Consider the following 15,999-nt stretch of genomic DNA (forward strand, 5'->3'; position numbering starts at 1 on the left):
CGCGGCCCCTCCGCCCCGCACCCGTTCCGCCGGGCCGTCGTTCCGAAAAGGCGCCCTCCCCTTTGTTCCGTTAGAAAACAAAGGGTACGGTCGGTCCTGTCCACGGGCCGGTCGGTCGGCTGGCCGATGGCCCTGAGACGGTTAGGCTCTAGTCGCAAGGCTCACGTGGCCCCGCACTTCCAGCGTCACATCCCAAGAAGGAGATGCTCGTGCCGTCCATCGACGTCGTCGTAGCCCGGGAAATCCTGGACTCCCGAGGCAACCCCACGGTCGAGGTCGAGGTCGGCCTCGACGACGGCAGCACGGGTCGTGCCGCCGTCCCGTCCGGTGCCTCGACGGGTGCCTTCGAGGCCATCGAGCTCCGTGACGGCGACCCCAACCGCTACCAGGGCAAGGGCGTCGAGAAGGCCGTCCTCGCCGTCATCGAGCAGATCGGCCCGGAGCTGGTCGGCTACGACGCCACCGAGCAGCGCCTCATCGACCAGGCCATGTTCGACCTGGACGCCACCGACAACAAGGGCTCGCTCGGCGCCAACGCCATCCTCGGCGTCTCCCTCGCCGTCGCCCACGCCGCCTCCGAGGCCAGCGACCTGCCGCTGTTCCGCTACCTGGGCGGCCCGAACGCGCACCTGCTGCCGGTGCCGATGATGAACATCCTGAACGGCGGCTCGCACGCCGACTCCAACGTGGACATCCAGGAGTTCATGATCGCCCCGATCGGCGCGGAGTCCTTCTCCGAGGCCCTCCGCTGGGGCGCCGAGGTCTACCACACGCTGAAGAAGGTCCTGAAGAGCAAGGGCCTGGCCACCGGCCTCGGCGACGAGGGCGGCTTCGCCCCCGACCTCGGCTCCAACCGCGAGGCCCTCGACCTCATCCTGGAGGCCGTCAAGGAGGCCGGCTACACCCCCGGCGAGCAGATCGCGCTCGCCCTGGACGTGGCCGCGTCCGAGTTCTACAAGGACGGCTCCTACTCCTTCGAGGGCAAGAGCCGCTCCGCCGCCGAGATGACCGAGTACTACGCCGAGCTGGTCGAGGCGTACCCGCTGGTCTCCATCGAGGACCCGCTGTTCGAGGACGACTGGGACGGCTGGAAGATCATCACCGAGAAGCTCGGTGAGAAGGTCCAGCTGGTCGGCGACGACCTGTTCGTCACCAACCCCGAGCGCCTGGCCCGCGGCATCGAGGAGAACTCGGCCAACGCCCTCCTCGTCAAGGTGAACCAGATCGGCTCGCTGACCGAGACCCTGGACGCCGTCGAGCTGGCCCAGCGCAACGGCTTCAAGTGCATGATGTCCCACCGCTCCGGCGAGACCGAGGACGTCACCATCGCCGACCTGGCCGTCGCCACCAACTGCGGCCAGATCAAGACCGGCGCCCCGGCCCGCTCCGAGCGCGTCGCCAAGTACAACCAGCTGCTGCGCATCGAGGAGATCCTCGACGACGCCGCGGTGTACGCCGGCCGCAGCGCCTTCCCGCGCTTCAAGGGCTGACCCGGCGAGCCGGACCGCGCTCCAGCCAGTCCTCCGTACGTCCCCGCACCCGGTCCCGTACCGTGTGCGGGGACGTACGCACGTGTGAGCACGCTCGGAGGGGAGGCGGGGACATGGCCGGGAGGGACGACCGGGACCGGTTCTCCACCACGACCAGACTGCGCCTGCTCGGCGAGCAGACGGCGGCCCGGGTCTACCGGTCCCAGACCCGCCGGCAGGCCCGCCGCTCCCGCCTCACCGGCCGCGCGGCCCTGCTCGCCCTCGTGCTGTGCTCGCTCGTCGTGGCGCTCGCCTACCCGATACGGCAGTACGTGTCCCAGCGCGCGGACATCGCCGACCTGAAGCGACAGCGGCAGCAGGCCGAGCAGCGCGTGGAGCAACTCCGCGACCTCAAGGCGCGCTGGCAGGACGACGCCTACGCCGAGCAGCAGATCCGGCGGCGGCTGCACTACGTGATGCCCGGGGAGACCGGGTACATCGTCGTCGACCGGGGCGCGGCCGAGCAGACGCACACCGACCGGCGGGCGACCGACCGCCCCTGGTACTCCAACGTCTGGGACGGCGTCGACAAGGCCGACGCCTCCGACCAGTGACCGACAGAAAGACATCCGAAGACAGTCATGGACACGCCCCCGCCGACCACCGACCGCACCGAGCCGACCGACGCGGACGTCGAGGCCTTCAAGCAGCAGCTCGGGCGGCCGCCGCGCGGGCTGCGCGCCATCGCCCACCGCTGCCCGTGCGGGCAGCCGGACGTCGTCGAGACGGCGCCGAGGCTGCCGGACGGCACCCCCTTCCCCACGCTCTACTACCTCACCTGCCCCCGCGCCTCCTCCGCGATCGGCACCCTGGAGGCGAACGGCGTGATGAAGGAGATGACCGAGCGGCTCGCCCGTGATCCGGAACTGGCCGCCGCATACCGGGCCGCGCACGAGGACTACGTCCGGCGCCGGGACGAGATCGAGGAGCTGGCCGGCTTCCCCAGCGCGGGCGGGATGCCGGACCGGGTGAAGTGCCTGCACGTACTGGTGGCGCACTCGCTGGCCGCGGGGCCGGGTGTGAACCCGCTCGGAGACGAGGCGATCGAGATGCTGCCCGAGTGGTGGCGCAAGGGGCCGTGCGTGGCGGCCGGGACCGAGCGCGAGGAGGAGGGGCAGTGACCCGAGTGGCTGCCGTCGACTGCGGTACGAACTCCATCCGGCTGCTGGTCGCCGACGCCGATCCGGCCACCGGCGAACTCGTCGACCTGGACCGCCGGATGACCATCGTGCGGCTCGGCCAGGGGGTGGACCGCACCGGACGGCTCGCCCCCGAGGCCCTGGAGCGGACCTTCGCCGCGTGCCGGGAGTACGCGGCCGTGATCAAGGAGCACGGTGCCGAGCGGCTCCGCTTCGTCGCGACCTCGGCCTCCCGGGACGCCGAGAACCGGGACGAGTTCGTGCGCGGGGTGATGGACATCCTGGGCGTGGAGCCGGAGGTCATCACGGGGGACCGCGAGGCGGAGTTCTCCTTCACCGGCGCCACCCGGGAACTCGCCGGCGCCGACCACCTCCCGCGCCCCTACCTGGTCGTGGACATCGGCGGCGGCTCCACCGAGTTCGTCATCGGCGACGACCGGGTGCGCGCCGCCCGCTCGGTCGACGTCGGCTGCGTGCGGATGACCGAGCGCCACCTGGTGCACGGCGGCGAGGTCGCCGACCCGCCCACCGCCGAGCAGGTCGCCGCGATGCGGGCCGACATCGAGCGGGCGCTGGACCTGGCCGAGGAGACGGTCCCGCTGCGCGAGGCGCGCACCCTGGTGGGGCTCGCCGGCTCGGTGACCACGGTGTCGGCGATCGCGCAGGACCTGCCCGCCTACGACTCGGCGCGCATCCACCACTCGCGGGTCTCCCGCGCCCGGGTCGGCGAGATCACCGACCGACTGCTGCGCTCCACCCACGCCGAGCGGGCGGCGGTGCCGTCCCTGCACCCCGGACGGGTGGACGTGATCGCGGCGGGCGCGCTGGTCCTGCTGTCGATCATGGAGCGCATCGGTGCCGAGGAGGTCGTGGTGAGCGAGCACGACATCCTCGACGGCATCGCTTTCCACGCGGCGGCCGAGGCGCGTTGAGGGACGCTGCCCGACGGCGGTGGCGTCGGGCGGAGCGTCACGGGCTGCGGTGGACGTCCCGCCGGTCGCCCACCTTGACGACGAGGACGAGAAGTTCACCGTCGTCGATCCGGTGGGCCACCCGGTTGCTTCCGACCCGGAGCCGGTAGAGGCCCTACGGGCCGTACGGCTTCTCGTCGTCGGCGTCCTGGCGGTACGGATCGTCACCGAGCGCGGTCAGTGCGGTCAGCGCGGTCAGCGCGGTCAGTGCGGTCAGGATGCGCACGGCGTCGAATCGGCTGATGGCTCGCAGCCGACGCTGTGCCGCTGTGCCGGGAGTCGCGTTCGCGGGCGGTCCTCGACGGCGTTGCGGGGTGGTGGGGAGCCCTGATTTGTTACTGGCTGGTAGCCTCAGGTTGAGCAGGTCGGGTAACGTATGAGCGGTCCGGCGGGGTCCTTCGGGGACTCGTGGCGACGGTCCGGCGAGAAAGTTCGTGAAGTTCTTCACAAGGAATCGGGCCCGGTGGAGCCCCGGCAAGGGGTCGATGGGCCCCGGTCGGGCCCCAACTCTCCCTTGAACGTGTTCAGAAGGGAGTGTGCGGCGCGCCCCGCGGGCTGCTGCGGAGCGGGTGCCGCGGAGCCCTCACAGTGGCCGCCGCATCCCGGAGAGGCAGCTCACGCGGCCTTGACAACGGACAGGGCGGCATCGCGAGCCCCCTGTGCCCGCATGATGTCGATCATGTGAGCGGGGGAGTGTAACACAGAGCCTGTCGGAGCTTGTGAAGGGGCGCACGAGGGACCCCCCTGGGGCGGGTGGATACTCGATGGCATGAGCACCACGGAGCGTCCCAGGATCCTCGTAGTAGGCGGTGGGTACGTAGGCCTGTACGCAGCTCGTCGCATTCTGAAGAAGATGCGCTACGGCGAGGCGACCGTCACGGTCGTCGACCCGCGCTCGTACATGACCTACCAGCCCTTCCTCCCCGAAACCGCCGCCGGCAACATCTCCCCGCGCCACGTCGTCGTCCCGCTGCGCCGCGTGCTGCCGAAGGCGGAGGTGCTCACCGGCCGGGTCACCACCATCGACCAGGACCTCAAGGTCGCCACGGTCGCCCCGCTCGTGGGCGAGGCGTACGAGCTGCCGTTCGACTACCTGGTGGTCGCGCTCGGCGCCGTCTCCCGCACCTTCCCGATCCCCGGCCTCGCCGAGCAGGGCATCGGCATGAAGGGTGTCGAGGAGGCCATCGGCCTGCGCAACCACGTCCTCGAGCAGCTCGACAAGGCCGACTCCACCAACGACGAGGAGATCCGCCGCAAGGCGCTCACCTTCGTCTTCGTCGGCGGCGGCTTCGCAGGCGCGGAGACCGTCGGCGAGGTCGAGGACATGGCCCGGGACGCCGCCAAGTACTACAAGAACGTGTCCCGTGAGGACATGCGCTTCATCCTCGTCGACGCCGCCGACAAGATCCTTCCCGAGGTCGGCCCGAAGCTGGGCGCCTACGGCAAGGAGCACCTGGAGAGCCGCGGTGTGGAGATCTACCTCTCCACCTCCATGGACTCCTGCGTCGACGGCCACGTGGTGCTCAAGAACGGCCTCGAGGTCGACTCCCACACCATCGTCTGGACCGCCGGCGTCAAGCCGAACCCGGTGCTGTCCCGCTACGGCCTGCCGCTCGGCCCCCGCGGCCACGTCGACACCGGGGCGACGCTCCAGGTGCAGGGCACCGACTACATCTGGGCCGCCGGCGACAACGCCCAGGTCCCCGACCTCGTCGGCCGCAAGGCGGGCAACGAGAACGCCTGGTGCCCGCCGAACGCCCAGCACGCGCTGCGCCAGGCCCGGGTGCTCGGCGACAACGTGGTCTCCGGCATGCGGGGCTTCCCGCAGAAGGAGTACAGCCACGCCAACAAGGGCGCGGTCGCGGGCCTGGGCCTGCACAAGGGCGTCGCGATGATCGTCATGGGCAAGATGAGGATCAAGATCAAGGGCCGGCTCGCCTGGTACATGCACCGCGGCTACCACGGTATGGCGATGCCGACCTGGAACCGGAAGATCCGCGTCTTCGCCGACTGGACCCTCGGCATGTTCCTCAGGCGCGAGGTCGTCGCCCTCGGCGCCCTGGAGTCCCCCCGCGAGGAGTTCTACGAGGCTGCCAAGCCGGCCCCCGCCCCGGCCGCCGCCCGGACCGAGGAGAAGGCCAAGGCCTCCTGACCTCCGGTCAGCAACGCGACACCCCGAAGGGGCCGCCCGCCATCCGTGGTGCGGGCGGCCCCTTCGGCGCGTCCGCGGGCATCCGCCCGCCCCTCGTCTGACCGACCCCGTCTGCCTGACCCGCCGCAGTCGTCGAACCCGCCCGACCGTCTGACCCGTCGCAGTCGTCGAACCCGCCCGACTGTCTGACCGTCTGACCCGTCGCAGTCGTCGAACCCGCCCGACAGCCCGACCGCCTGGCCCGCCGCGGCCGTCGGGCCCGTCCGGCCGCGCGACCCTCCGAAGCGGCCGAACGGCGGCCTGCGCCGGTTTTTGCTCGGTAATGACGCCGTGGCGGGACTGCGCCGCGGGCGTCTTGGTGTTTTCGTGGTGACCGGACATCCGGATCTCTCCTCACGGAGGTGTGCGCCATGGCCGATGCCGCACCGCGGCTGAAGAAGCTCGTCGAACAGGTGCTGGGAACCCCCCTTCCGATCCGCGTCCGCGCCTGGGACGGCTCCCAGGCGGGACCGCCGGACGGACCCGCCCTGGTTGCGCGCAACCGCCGGGCCCTGCGCCGGCTGCTGTTCAAACCCGGCGAACTGGGCCTGGCCCGCGCCTGGGTGGCGGGGGACCTGGACGTGGAGGGCGACCTGTTCGCCGCCCTCGACGCCATGTCCGGCCTGATCTGGGACCGCGGAGAGGACGCGCGGACCCTCCGGCAGGCGGTGCGCGATCCGGACGTACGGGCCGGGGTGCGCGGACTGCTCAAGCTCGCCGGACCCCCGCTGCCGCCCGCCCCGCCCCCCGAGGAGGTGCGCCGGCGCGGCGGCCATCTGCACACCCGCCGCACCGACCGGCGGGCCATCAGCCACCACTACGACGTCGGGAACGACTTCTACGAGATCGTCCTCGGCCCGTCCATGGTCTACTCGTGCGCCTACTGGCCCGACGCCGGCGACACGTTGGAGACGGCCCAGCGCGACAAGCTCGAACTCGTCTGCCGCAAACTCGGCCTGAAGCCCGGACAGCGGCTCCTCGACGTCGGCTGCGGCTGGGGCTCCATGGCCCTTCACGCCGCCCGCGAGCACGGCGCCAGCGTCGTCGGCGTCACCCTCTCCCGGGAGCAGGCCGCGTACGCCCGCAAGCGCGTCGCCGACGAGGGACTCACCGACCGGGTGGAGATCCGGGTCCAGGACTACCGGGACGTCACCGACGGGCCGTACGACGCCGTCTCCTCCATCGGGATGGCCGAGCACGTCGGCGCCGAACGGTACGTGGAGTACGCCCGGACCCTGTACGCCCTGCTGCGGCCCGGCGGGCGGCTGCTGAACCACCAGATCGCCCGGCGCCCCCAGCGCGACGAGTCCACGTACCACGTCGACGCGTTCATCGACGCCTACGTCTTCCCGGACGGGGAGCTGCAACCGATCGGCGCCACCGTCGGCCAGCTGGAGTCCGCCGGGTTCGAGGTGCGCGACGTGGAGGCGCTCCGCGAGCACTACGCGCTCACCCTGCGCCGCTGGGTCGCCAACCTGGAGGCCGACTGGACCCGGGCCGTACGGCTCACCAGCCCCGGACGCGCCCGCGTCTGGCGGTTGTACATGGCGGCCTCCGCGCTCTCCTTCGAACGCAACCGGATCGGCGTCAACCAGGTCCTGGCGGTGCGCACCCCCGAACCGGGCACCTCCGGGATGCCGCTGCGGGCCCGCACCTGGAGCTGACCTGGCCCCCTCGAACCCGGGACGGGACCCGGACTCCGGACCCGGACCCCCCGGACTCTTGGACCGGGAGCCGGGAGCCGGGAGCCGGGAGCCGGGAGCCGGGAGCCGGGAGCCGGGCTCCGGTCCGGACCGGACGCGGAAACGGGTGCGAAAACGGGTGCGAAAACGGGTGCGGAAACGGGTGCGGAAACGGGCGCGACCGGGGTCCCCCTTGCCCGCGAGGAGCGGGACCCCGGTCGGCCCTGAGGGGAGTGCGCCTCGAGAACAGGTGGAGCACCCTTGTCCAGACGGTGAAATTCCGTCATTCCGCATACGCGGGCGTCCGTCACGGGTAACGCTGGTGGCAAGTGCTGACGGCCCGTTCCGGTGGCTGATGCTCCCTCAGACCTCAATAAAATAAGACAACATCGCGTCACCGGACCGATGTTCGGGGGATGACGCAACGATAGGCTCGACCATCGAAGCGGAGCCCACGGCCTGCCCGGATGGTGGAAAGCAGACACGGCGAGCTTAAACCTCGCTGCCCCTTCGCGGGGGTGCCGGTTCAAGTCCGGCTCCGGGCACTCCCTCGCCTGCGGCGAGGCGTCGGTCCCCTCGGATCGGCGGTGCGCCGGACCCGCTGCGGCGGCGGAAACGCCGATCCCGCCCCCCATCCCCATCCCCATCCCCATCCCCATCCCCCGTCGACCCATCGACCCGTCAGCCCTCGTGTGCCCGCGCCGAGCCGATGGCGCCCCCGTGCGGGCGACCACTGCCGGGGCGTGTGACGCGCGGCACACCGCCGGGGCGTCGGCGGGGAGCCGGACGGGTGGTCGGCCGGGGCCGCCGGGTGATCTCCGCCAGGTTCCGGCCAGGTCGCAGCTTGGTCATGAAGGGTGCCGGTCCTCGCCGGGAATCGCGGCGCCGCGTAGCGTGTTGGCCAGCACGATGAGGGAAAGATCCTCCCCAGGTACTAGGGTGGACCCTTTGCCTTTCCATTACTCTTGAGCCCAAGGCCGCGCACGGCGGCCATGGAGGAGTGAGATGAGGAGCAGAAACCCGGTCTTCTCGCGACGGGGGTTCAGCCGCGACAACGGCTACGCGGGCTTCAACACCGCGCCGCAGGCCGGGGGTCCCGCCGTGGGCACGCAGGCCAACCCGTACGCGCAGGGCAACCCGTACGCGCAGAACCCCTACGCGCAGAACCCGTACGCCCAGTCCGGGACGCAGACCGGTGCCCCGCCGGCGCCGGCCGCCACCGCGGGCCGCATGACGATGGACGACGTCGTCCTGCGCACTGCCACCACGCTCGGTGTGCTGGTCTTCACCGCCGCACTGGCCTGGGCTCTGCTGCCGGTCGACAACGCCCACCTCAGCCGCAGCTACGGCATCGGTGCCGTCGCCGGTCTGATCGGCATGGTCCTGGCGTTCGTCCAGTCCTTCAAGCGCAAGGCCTCGCCCGGTCTGATCCTGGCCTACGCGGCCTTCGAGGGCGTCTTCCTGGGCGTCATCTCCAGCGTCGTCGACAACCGCATCGCCAGCGGCGCGGCCATGCAGGCGGTGCTCGGCACGATGGCGGTGTTCGCCGGCGTGCTGGTGGCGTACAAGGCGGGCTGGATCCGCGTCACCCGCCGCTTCTACGGCTTCGTGATGGCGGCCGCGATCGGCTTCGTGCTGCTGATGGCGGTGAACCTGCTGTTCGCGGTCATCGGCGGCGGTGACGGCCTCGGCTTCCGCAGCGGTCCGCTCGGCATCGTCTTCGGCATCATCGGCATCATCCTCGGTGCCTGCTTCCTCGCCCTGGACTTCAAGCAGGTCGAGGACGGCATCGCCTACGGTGCCCCGCGCGAGGAGGCGTGGCTGGCCGCCTTCGGACTGACGGTGACGCTGGTGTGGATCTACATGGAGTTCCTGCGGCTCATCGCGATCCTCAACCAGAGCGACTAGCAGCACCGGACGGGGCCGGACCGACCGCACGGCCGGCACGTCCTCTGCACTCCGCCGACGGAGCACGTCCTCTGCACTCCGCCGACGGAAGGGCCCCGGGTGACCACCCGGGGCCCTTCCGTCGTGTTGGAGCGGGGTGCGCGCCCGGGGCCGCTCAGAGCAGCTTGCGCGCGGCCCTTCTCAGGTCGTACTCGTGGACGATCGCCTTGGCGTGGCCGTAGGCGAGGTTGTGCTCGTGCCGCAGCCAGCTGACCTTCTCCTCGAAGCGGACGAGGGCGGGGCCCTCCTCGACGGCGCGCAGCCAGTCGGCGATGGCACGACCGGTGCACTGGGGGATGCGGGCGAGCAGGTTGCGATGGGTCTCTTCGGAGAAGGTCTGGGACATCGGCGCCTCCGTGCGCAGGGGATGTAAGCCGGTCCTTCAGGCCACGGTGCCTGAGTGTTCGCGCGTTGGCAACAGTCCCGATACGGCGCGTAGGCTCGCGGCGTGGTTGATACGACACCCCTGACCCGCGCGGTGGATCACTTCGCCGACCGGTTGCGCGCGGCCCCGCAGAGCCGCCTGCAGCGCGGTGCCGCCGCCGAAGCGCTGGAGCTGGCGAGGGAGTTGGCCCGGTGGGCCCAGCTGGTGGAGGAGCCCGGGGAGGAGCCGCGGGAGATGCCGGACGCGGGGATGTTCGCCGCCGCCGACCAGGTCACCGTCGCGGGGCGGGATCTGGCGGTCGTCCTCGGGAGCGAGTCCGAGGTCGCCGACGCGGTGCGGGCGGTCCAGGAGGCGCAGAAGCGGGCGGGAATCTGACGGTCCGGCGGGTGCCCGGCTCCCGGAGGGGGCGGTGATCGCGGAACGGAGCGACACCGCTGATCGCGGAACGGAGCGACACCGCGGGGGACCGGTGCCGCTCCTGCCTCCACTGTCCCGCGGGGCACGGCTGTCGCCCAGGGCCATTGGTCCCGCACCGGGACCGCACGTCCCGGGCGTCGGACCGCTACAGGGAGGCGATCACCCGGTCGGCCAGGATGTACACGCTCTCCCCGCCGCAGGCGAAGGTCAGGGTGTAGGCGCCGGAGATGCCCGAGCCGCCCAGCAGGTACGGGGTCTGCCCGCTGCGGAGCGCGCCGGACAGGCGCTCCGCCGTCTCGCGGTGGCCCGGGGTCATGCACAGCGTGGTGCCGTCGGCGAAGACGTAGACGTCGAGGGTGCCGAGCGGACCCGGCCGGACGTCGGTGAGCTCGACCCGGGCGGAGGCCAGCTCCTCCAGGGTGGAGACGGTGCGCTCGTGGTCGTTCACGGCCGGTGACGGGCTCGGTACGAAGTCCGGGTGCGAGGGGTGGCGGCGCCGGGCCGCGGCCAGTTCCGCGGATTCGCCGGCGAACTCGTCGGCCTCGGCGGCCGTCTCGTGGCCCAGCTCGCTGACCGGCTCCAGGCCGGCGTGGTCGGCCTGCCGAGGCAGGAACAGCTCGCTGTCGGGCAGCCCCAGCAGGGCGGCCGGCCCGTCGCCGTCACGGGCCTCCTGCGCCGCCCAGAAGGCGCGCGCCTCGGCCAGCTCCCGCTCCCGCTCCTCGGCGAGCGCCTCGGCCACCGCCGCGCGTATGTGCTCGGCGTCGGCCGTGGAGCGGGCCGAGGGCAGCAGCCTCCGGACCGCGGCGGCGTCCCGCTCGGCGGTGCGAGCGTTCCGGGCGAGCTGGTCCTGCAGGGCGGCCACCTGGCGGCGCAGCAACACGACGGTCCGCAGGACGGCGACGCCCACGGCGCCCGTGGCGGCCGTGGTGACCAGCAAGGTGATCGGCATGGCGCTCACTGACGTACTCCCGGTTCAAAGTCGACCCCCGACTTCCTACATCAGCTTGAAGGGCGGACTATCAACCTGTCAGTGCGTAACGTCACGAAACGGGCGGGACGCTGGTCTTGACCGCCCCCAGTGCACCCATCTGACCTGCGGGTATCCCGTTCCCGGGGGAGATAGGTCACATCCTGGGTGAGATTGGATCACAGAACGGCCCGGGGTCCGGGGGAAGGCCGGACTCCGGGCCGAACGCTCACGGCGGGTGCCGGGGCGGCTACGCAGGGCGCCTGACGGGCGCTCAGGCGCCGGCCCGCGGGCGGCGGGTCAGCTCAGCCGCTCGATGACCATCGCCATGCCCTGGCCGCCGCCCACGCACATGGTCTCCAGGCCGAACTGCTTGTCGTGGAACTGGAGGGAGTTGATCAGCGTGCCGGTGATGCGGGCGCCGGTCATGCCGAAGGGGTGGCCCACGGCGATGGCGCCGCCGTTGACGTTCAGCTTGTCCAGCGGGATGCCCAGCTCCCGGTAGGAGGGGATGACCTGCGCGGCGAACGCCTCGTTGATCTCGACCAGGTCGATGTCGCCGATGCCCAGACCGGCGCGGCGCAGCGCCTGCTGGGAGGCCTCCACCGGGCCGAGGCCCATGATCTCCGGGGAGAGGCCGGAGACGCCGGTCGACACGATGCGGGCCAGCGGGGTCAGGCCGAGTTCGCGGGCCTTGGTGTCGGACATGACGACCACGGCCGCGGCGCCGTCGTTCAGCGGGCAGCAGTTGCCGGCGGTCACCAGGCCGTCGGGGCGGAAGACCGGCTTCAGGCCCTGCACGCCCTCCATCGTGACGCCGGGGCGCGGCCCGTCGTCCTTGCTGATGACCGTGGAGTCCGGGAGGGTCACCGGGGTGATCTCGCGCTCCCAGAAGCCGTTCTTGATGGCTTCCTCGGCGAGGTTCTGCGAGCGGACGCCGAACTCGTCCATCTCCTCACGGGTGATGCCCTTCGCGCGGGCGAGGTTCTCGGCGGTCTGGCCCATCGCGATGTACGGGTCGGGCACCAGGCCGTCCTCGCGCGGGTCGTGCCAGGTCGACCCCTCCGACTCGGCGACGGCGGCGGTACGCGCCTCGGCGTCGGCGAACAGCGGGTTGTGCGTGTCCGGCAGGCTGTCGGAGTTGCCCTTGGCGAACCGGGAGACCGTCTCCACGCCGGCCGAGATGAACACGTCGCCCTCGCCCGCCTTGATGGCGTGCAGGGCCATGCGGCTGGTCTGCAGGGACGAGGAGCAGTAGCGGGTGATGGTGCAGCCGGGCAGGTGGTCCATGCCCATCTGCACGGCGACGATCCGGCCGAGGTTGTTGCCCTGCTCACCGCCGGGCAGGCCGCAGCCGAGCATCAGGTCGTCGATGTCCCGGGGGTCCAGCTCGGGGACCTTGGCCAGCGCGGCCTGGATGATGGTGGCGGTGAGGTCGTCGGGCCGCAGGTCCTTGAGGGAGCCCTTGAAAGCGCGGCCGATGGGGGAGCGGGCGGTCGAGACGATGACGGCTTCGGGCATCACGGCTCCAGTCGATAGGGGCGGTCGTCGGGCGGGGCGCCGGGGCGTGCGGGGGGCGGCGGACTCCCTGGGAAGTTACCCGTACGTACTGCCCGGGTCACGGTCGGCGCGGTGTGACCCTGACCGCAATTTTCTAAGCGCTTGCTTTTTTCGTGCCTCCGGCGGCTGCCCTCAGGTCGAGCGCGCGGACGCCGGCTCGGCCTCCGCCACCCGCCTGCGCCGCCGGCGCTTCAGCAGCGCCCACGGGCCGCGCGGCCCCGTCGGCATCGCCGCGGCGACCTCCGTGCCGGCCTCCGAGGCGGCCTCGGCCGCGGCCCTCGCCACCGGCAGGAAGCCCTCGCGGCGGGAGAGGTCGGGGCGCTCCTCCTCCGCGGGCCACAACCCCAGGGTCGCGCACACCGTCGGCAGTACGGCCATCGCCGCCGTGGCGTAGCCCTCGGCGGACGGGTGGTACTTGTCGGGGCCGAACAGTTCCCGCGGGTTGGCCGCGAACTCCGGGCCCAGCAGGTCGCCCAGGGACACGGTGCGGCCGCCCTGCTCGACCACCCCGATCGTCTGCGCGGCCGCGAGCTGGCGGGAGGCCCGCCGGGCCAGCCAGCGCAGCGGCTGCTGCACCGGCTCGATCGTGCCCAGGTCGGGGCAGGTGCCGACCACCACCTCGGCCCCCGCGGTACGCAGCCGCCGCACGGCCCCCGCCAGATGCCGCACCGACCGGGTCGCGGGCATCCGGTTGGTGACGTCGTTCGCCCCGATCATGATCACGCAGACGTCGGGGATCCGGGCGGGGTCCGCCAGCACCGCCCCCACCTGCCGGTCCAGGTCGTCCGAGCGGGCTCCCGGCAGGGCCACGTTCGCCAACTCCACCGGGCGCTCGGCGACCGCCGCCAGCCCCGAGGCCAGCAGCGCGCCGGGCGTCTGCCCGCTGCGGTGCACGCCCTGCCCCGCCGCCGTGGAGTCGCCCAGCATGGCCAGGCGCAGAGCGGTCCCGCCCGGGGCGTCCCAGACCCGGCCGTACCGGCCCTCGGCGTGCGGGACGTGCGGGGTCGTACCGATGCCCACATGGCGCCTGGCCAGCCGCACCTCGGCCAGCAGCAGGCCGGCCACCGCCGCGCCCGCCAGGCCGATACCGCCACCGCCGAACGCGGCGCCCGCCGCGATGCGCCGGGCCACCCGCGCCCTCGACATGCTGCTCATACGTCGCCGCCACCTCCTCGTAGCCCCTACACCCACTCCTTGCCCCGTACGGACCGTCGCCCAATCTCGACGGGGAGTGAACGACCGCCCCGCCGTGCGTTCCCGGCAAACGATCGTCATCGGCCCGCACGTTCCCGCGCAGGCCATAGGCTGGCGGCACCACCACGACCGCATCCTGTGCAGCATCCGGAGACAACGGTGCAATTCCACGACTCGATGATCAGCCTCGTCGGCAACACCCCGCTGGTCAGGCTCAACCACGTCACCAAGGGCATCAGGGCCACCGTCCTGGCCAAGGTGGAGTACTTCAACCCGGGCGGCTCCGTGAAGGACCGCATCGCCCTCCGCATGATCGAGGCCGCCGAGCAGAGCGGGGAGCTCCGGCCGGGCGGCACGATCGTCGAGCCGACCAGTGGCAACACCGGGGTCGGGCTCGCCATCGTGGCGCAGCAGAAGGGGTACCACTGCATCTTCGTGTGCCCCGACAAGGTGAGCACCGACAAGATCAACGTGCTGCGCGCGTACGGCGCCGACGTGGTCGTCTGCCCGACCGCGGTGGACCCCGAGCACCCGGACTCGTACTACAACGTCTCCGACCGGCTGGTGCGCGAGACGCCCGGCGCCTGGAAGCCGGACCAGTACTCCAACCCCAACAACCCGCTGTCGCACTACCACTCCACCGGGCCCGAGCTGTGGGAGCAGACCGAGGGGCGGATCACCCACTTCGTGGCAGGCGTCGGCACCGGCGGGACGATCTCCGGCACCGGCCGCTACCTGAAGGAGGTCAGCGACGGCCGGGTCAAGGTCGTCGGCGCGGACCCGGAGGGCTCGGTCTACTCCGGAGGCTCCGGGCGGCCGTACCTCGTCGAGGGCGTCGGGGAGGACTTCTGGCCGACCGCCTACGACCGGACCGTCGCCGACGAGATCGTCGCCGTGTCCGACAAGGACTCCTTCCAGATGACCCGCCGCCTCGCCAGGGAGGAGGGGCTGCTGGTGGGCGGCTCCTGCGGGATGGCGGTCGTCGCGGCACTGAAGGTGGCCGAGCGGCTCGGCGAGGACGACGTCGTCGTCGTACTGCTGCCGGACAGCGGGCGCGGCTACCTCAGCAAGATCTTCAACGACGAGTGGATGGCCGACTACGGCTTCCTGGAGGACACCGGCCCCAGCGCCCGGGTCGGCGACGTCCTCGATGACAAGGAGCACGGCGCCATCCCCTCCCTCGTCCACATGCACCCCGAGGAGACCGTGGGCCAGGCGATCGAGGTGCTGCGCGAGTACGGCGTCTCGCAGATGCCGGTCGTCAAGCCCGGCGCCGGCCACCCGGACGTGATGGCCGCCGAGGTCGTGGGCTCCGTCGTCGAGCGGGAACTCCTGGACGCCCTGTTCAGCAAGAAGGCCTCCCTCGACGACCCGCTGGAGAAGCACATGTCCGGTCCGCTGCCGCAGGTCGGCTCCGGCGAACCGGTCGCGGACCTGATGGGGGTGCTCGGGCGGGCGGACGCGGCCATCGTCCTCGTCGAAGGCAAGCCGACCGGTGTCATCGGCCGGCAGGACCTGCTCGCCTTTCTCGCCAAGACGGGGAAGTAGCGGCTTTCTCGCCGAGGCGGGGAAGCGGCGGCGAACCTGCGGTGAACGGGCCGCCGCGGCGGCGAACCTGTGGTGGCCGCGGCTGATCGCCGCGGAGCGGAAGTGGTACGAGGGCGTCACGTCCACGCAGCACCCGCTTAACACGGCTCAGGCAGATTAGTGGTCGTCGGCAGGGCGATGGGGGTACCTCCCAGGCGTTGAGCACTGGGGGAGGCTCCCCGCCCCGACCGACGCCGAACGGCGTCACGGACCTCCGGAGCGGCTCCCGGACCTCCATGGACGCCACGGACGCGCAGCCAGGCCCTGACCCGGTCTCGCGTCCCTCGCGGGGACCGCCGTCGTCCCGCCCCCCAGCGATGGGGGTGCGGCGGTCCCCGCGCACAAACCTCCACGTCGCCCCGCGGCACAGCCTGCCGCGGGGGGCGACGCGTGCCGCCGTGCGCGGCCCGAGGGCGTCCGGTGCCGGGCC

Annotated in this window: 13 protein-coding genes, 1 tRNA gene and 1 pseudogene; 10 read left to right on the forward strand and 5 right to left on the reverse strand. The window is 72.0% G+C overall.

The features are described 5' to 3' along the window. Nucleotides 1–209 precede the first annotated feature (209 nt). The 4 genes from eno to ACL02U_RS25300 all read left to right on the forward strand — a co-directional run bounded on the left by eno (nucleotide 210) and on the right by ACL02U_RS25300 (nucleotide 3,600). Nucleotides 210–1,490 carry a phosphopyruvate hydratase gene (gene eno, locus ACL02U_RS25285; RefSeq protein WP_412793233.1) on the forward strand — a complete coding sequence of 427 codons (1,281 nt, stop codon included), beginning with the start codon at nucleotides 210–212 and terminating at the stop codon, nucleotides 1,488–1,490. A 113-nt stretch (nucleotides 1,491–1,603) separates the two neighbouring features. Then, nucleotides 1,604–2,083, forward strand: a complete 480-nt coding sequence (locus ACL02U_RS25290; RefSeq protein ID WP_412793234.1) for an FtsB family cell division protein — start codon at nucleotides 1,604–1,606, stop codon at nucleotides 2,081–2,083. Between the two features lie 27 nt (nucleotides 2,084–2,110). Further along, nucleotides 2,111–2,650: a DUF501 domain-containing protein gene (locus tag ACL02U_RS25295; protein ID WP_412793235.1), complete on the forward strand. Its 540-nt coding sequence runs from the start codon at nucleotides 2,111–2,113 to the stop codon at nucleotides 2,648–2,650. Beyond that, complete coding sequence (locus tag ACL02U_RS25300) at nucleotides 2,647–3,600, forward strand: exopolyphosphatase (RefSeq protein WP_412793236.1); 954 nt, start codon at nucleotides 2,647–2,649, stop codon at nucleotides 3,598–3,600. The genes ACL02U_RS25295 and ACL02U_RS25300 overlap by 4 nt, the downstream gene beginning before the upstream one ends. A gap of 37 nt (nucleotides 3,601–3,637) precedes the next feature. Here the strand turns inward: ACL02U_RS25300 and ACL02U_RS25305 are convergent. Next, nucleotides 3,638–3,892: pseudogene (locus ACL02U_RS25305) on the reverse strand (type II toxin-antitoxin system RelE family toxin). A 516-nt stretch (nucleotides 3,893–4,408) separates the two neighbouring features. Here ACL02U_RS25305 and ACL02U_RS25310 point away from each other — a divergent pair. The 4 genes from ACL02U_RS25310 (at nucleotide 4,409) to ACL02U_RS25325 (ending at nucleotide 9,420) form a co-directional block, all read left to right on the forward strand. Then, nucleotides 4,409–5,791 (forward strand): NAD(P)/FAD-dependent oxidoreductase, encoded by a 1,383-nt coding sequence (locus tag ACL02U_RS25310; protein ID WP_412793237.1) that lies wholly within the window; start codon nucleotides 4,409–4,411, stop codon nucleotides 5,789–5,791. 410 nt (nucleotides 5,792–6,201) lie between these two features. Next, nucleotides 6,202–7,494 (forward strand): class I SAM-dependent methyltransferase, encoded by a 1,293-nt coding sequence (locus ACL02U_RS25315; protein WP_412793238.1) that lies wholly within the window; start codon nucleotides 6,202–6,204, stop codon nucleotides 7,492–7,494. A gap of 479 nt (nucleotides 7,495–7,973) precedes the next feature. After that, nucleotides 7,974–8,057 (forward strand) — tRNA-Leu (locus ACL02U_RS25320). Nucleotides 8,058–8,517: 460 nt separating this feature from the next. Next, nucleotides 8,518–9,420, forward strand: a complete 903-nt coding sequence (locus ACL02U_RS25325) for a Bax inhibitor-1/YccA family membrane protein (RefSeq protein WP_412793239.1) — start codon at nucleotides 8,518–8,520, stop codon at nucleotides 9,418–9,420. Between the two features lie 154 nt (nucleotides 9,421–9,574). On the opposite strand, the gene ACL02U_RS25330 is transcribed toward ACL02U_RS25325, so the two are convergent. Next, complete coding sequence (locus ACL02U_RS25330; RefSeq protein WP_412793240.1) at nucleotides 9,575–9,805, reverse strand: DUF4287 domain-containing protein; 231 nt, start codon at nucleotides 9,803–9,805, stop codon at nucleotides 9,575–9,577. A 102-nt stretch (nucleotides 9,806–9,907) separates the two neighbouring features. Here ACL02U_RS25330 and ACL02U_RS25335 point away from each other — a divergent pair, with 102 nt between their 5' ends. Then, a complete protein-coding gene (locus ACL02U_RS25335) occupies nucleotides 9,908–10,219 on the forward strand; it encodes a hypothetical protein (RefSeq protein ID WP_412793241.1) in 312 nt (103 codons plus the stop codon). Between the two features lie 187 nt (nucleotides 10,220–10,406). Here ACL02U_RS25335 and ACL02U_RS25340 read toward each other — a convergent pair whose 3' ends face one another. From ACL02U_RS25340 to ACL02U_RS25350, 3 genes are all read right to left on the reverse strand, one after another. Continuing rightward, complete coding sequence (locus ACL02U_RS25340; RefSeq protein WP_412793242.1) at nucleotides 10,407–11,219, reverse strand: hypothetical protein; 813 nt, start codon at nucleotides 11,217–11,219, stop codon at nucleotides 10,407–10,409. 309 nt (nucleotides 11,220–11,528) lie between these two features. Further along, on the reverse strand, nucleotides 11,529–12,749 hold the full coding sequence (locus ACL02U_RS25345) for an acetyl-CoA C-acetyltransferase (protein WP_412793243.1): 1,221 nt from the start codon (nucleotides 12,747–12,749) through the stop codon (nucleotides 11,529–11,531). Nucleotides 12,750–12,920: 171 nt separating this feature from the next. Continuing rightward, the gene (locus ACL02U_RS25350) at nucleotides 12,921–13,943 is read right to left on the reverse strand and encodes an SGNH/GDSL hydrolase family protein (protein ID WP_412793244.1); all 1,023 of its coding nucleotides are present in this window, start codon (nucleotides 13,941–13,943) and stop codon (nucleotides 12,921–12,923) included. Nucleotides 13,944–14,141: 198 nt separating this feature from the next. On the opposite strand from ACL02U_RS25350, the gene ACL02U_RS25355 reads away from it, so the two are divergent. Continuing rightward, nucleotides 14,142–15,530 carry a cystathionine beta-synthase gene (locus ACL02U_RS25355; protein WP_412793245.1) on the forward strand — a complete coding sequence of 463 codons (1,389 nt, stop codon included), beginning with the start codon at nucleotides 14,142–14,144 and terminating at the stop codon, nucleotides 15,528–15,530. The last annotated feature ends 469 nt before the right edge of the window (nucleotides 15,531–15,999 follow it).

Origin of the sequence: Streptomyces sp. MS06 (assembly GCF_047200655.1) — a bacterium.
Classification (GTDB): Bacteria; Actinomycetota; Actinomycetes; order Streptomycetales; family Streptomycetaceae; genus Streptomyces.

Coding starts and splice junctions, on each gene's coding strand:
- ACL02U_RS25290 (WP_412793234.1), top strand. CDS start 1,604: ATGGCCGGGAGGGACGACCGGGACCGGTTCTCCACCACGACCAGACTG.
- ACL02U_RS25295 (WP_412793235.1), top strand. CDS start 2,111: ATGGACACGCCCCCGCCGACCACCGACCGCACCGAGCCGACCGACGCG.
- ACL02U_RS25310 (WP_412793237.1), top strand. CDS start 4,409: ATGAGCACCACGGAGCGTCCCAGGATCCTCGTAGTAGGCGGTGGGTAC.
- ACL02U_RS25315 (WP_412793238.1), top strand. CDS start 6,202: ATGGCCGATGCCGCACCGCGGCTGAAGAAGCTCGTCGAACAGGTGCTG.
- ACL02U_RS25325 (WP_412793239.1), top strand. CDS start 8,518: ATGAGGAGCAGAAACCCGGTCTTCTCGCGACGGGGGTTCAGCCGCGAC.
- ACL02U_RS25330 (WP_412793240.1), bottom strand. CDS start 9,805: ATGTCCCAGACCTTCTCCGAAGAGACCCATCGCAACCTGCTCGCCCGC.
- ACL02U_RS25345 (WP_412793243.1), bottom strand. CDS start 12,749: ATGCCCGAAGCCGTCATCGTCTCGACCGCCCGCTCCCCCATCGGCCGC.
- ACL02U_RS25350 (WP_412793244.1), bottom strand. CDS start 13,943: ATGAGCAGCATGTCGAGGGCGCGGGTGGCCCGGCGCATCGCGGCGGGC.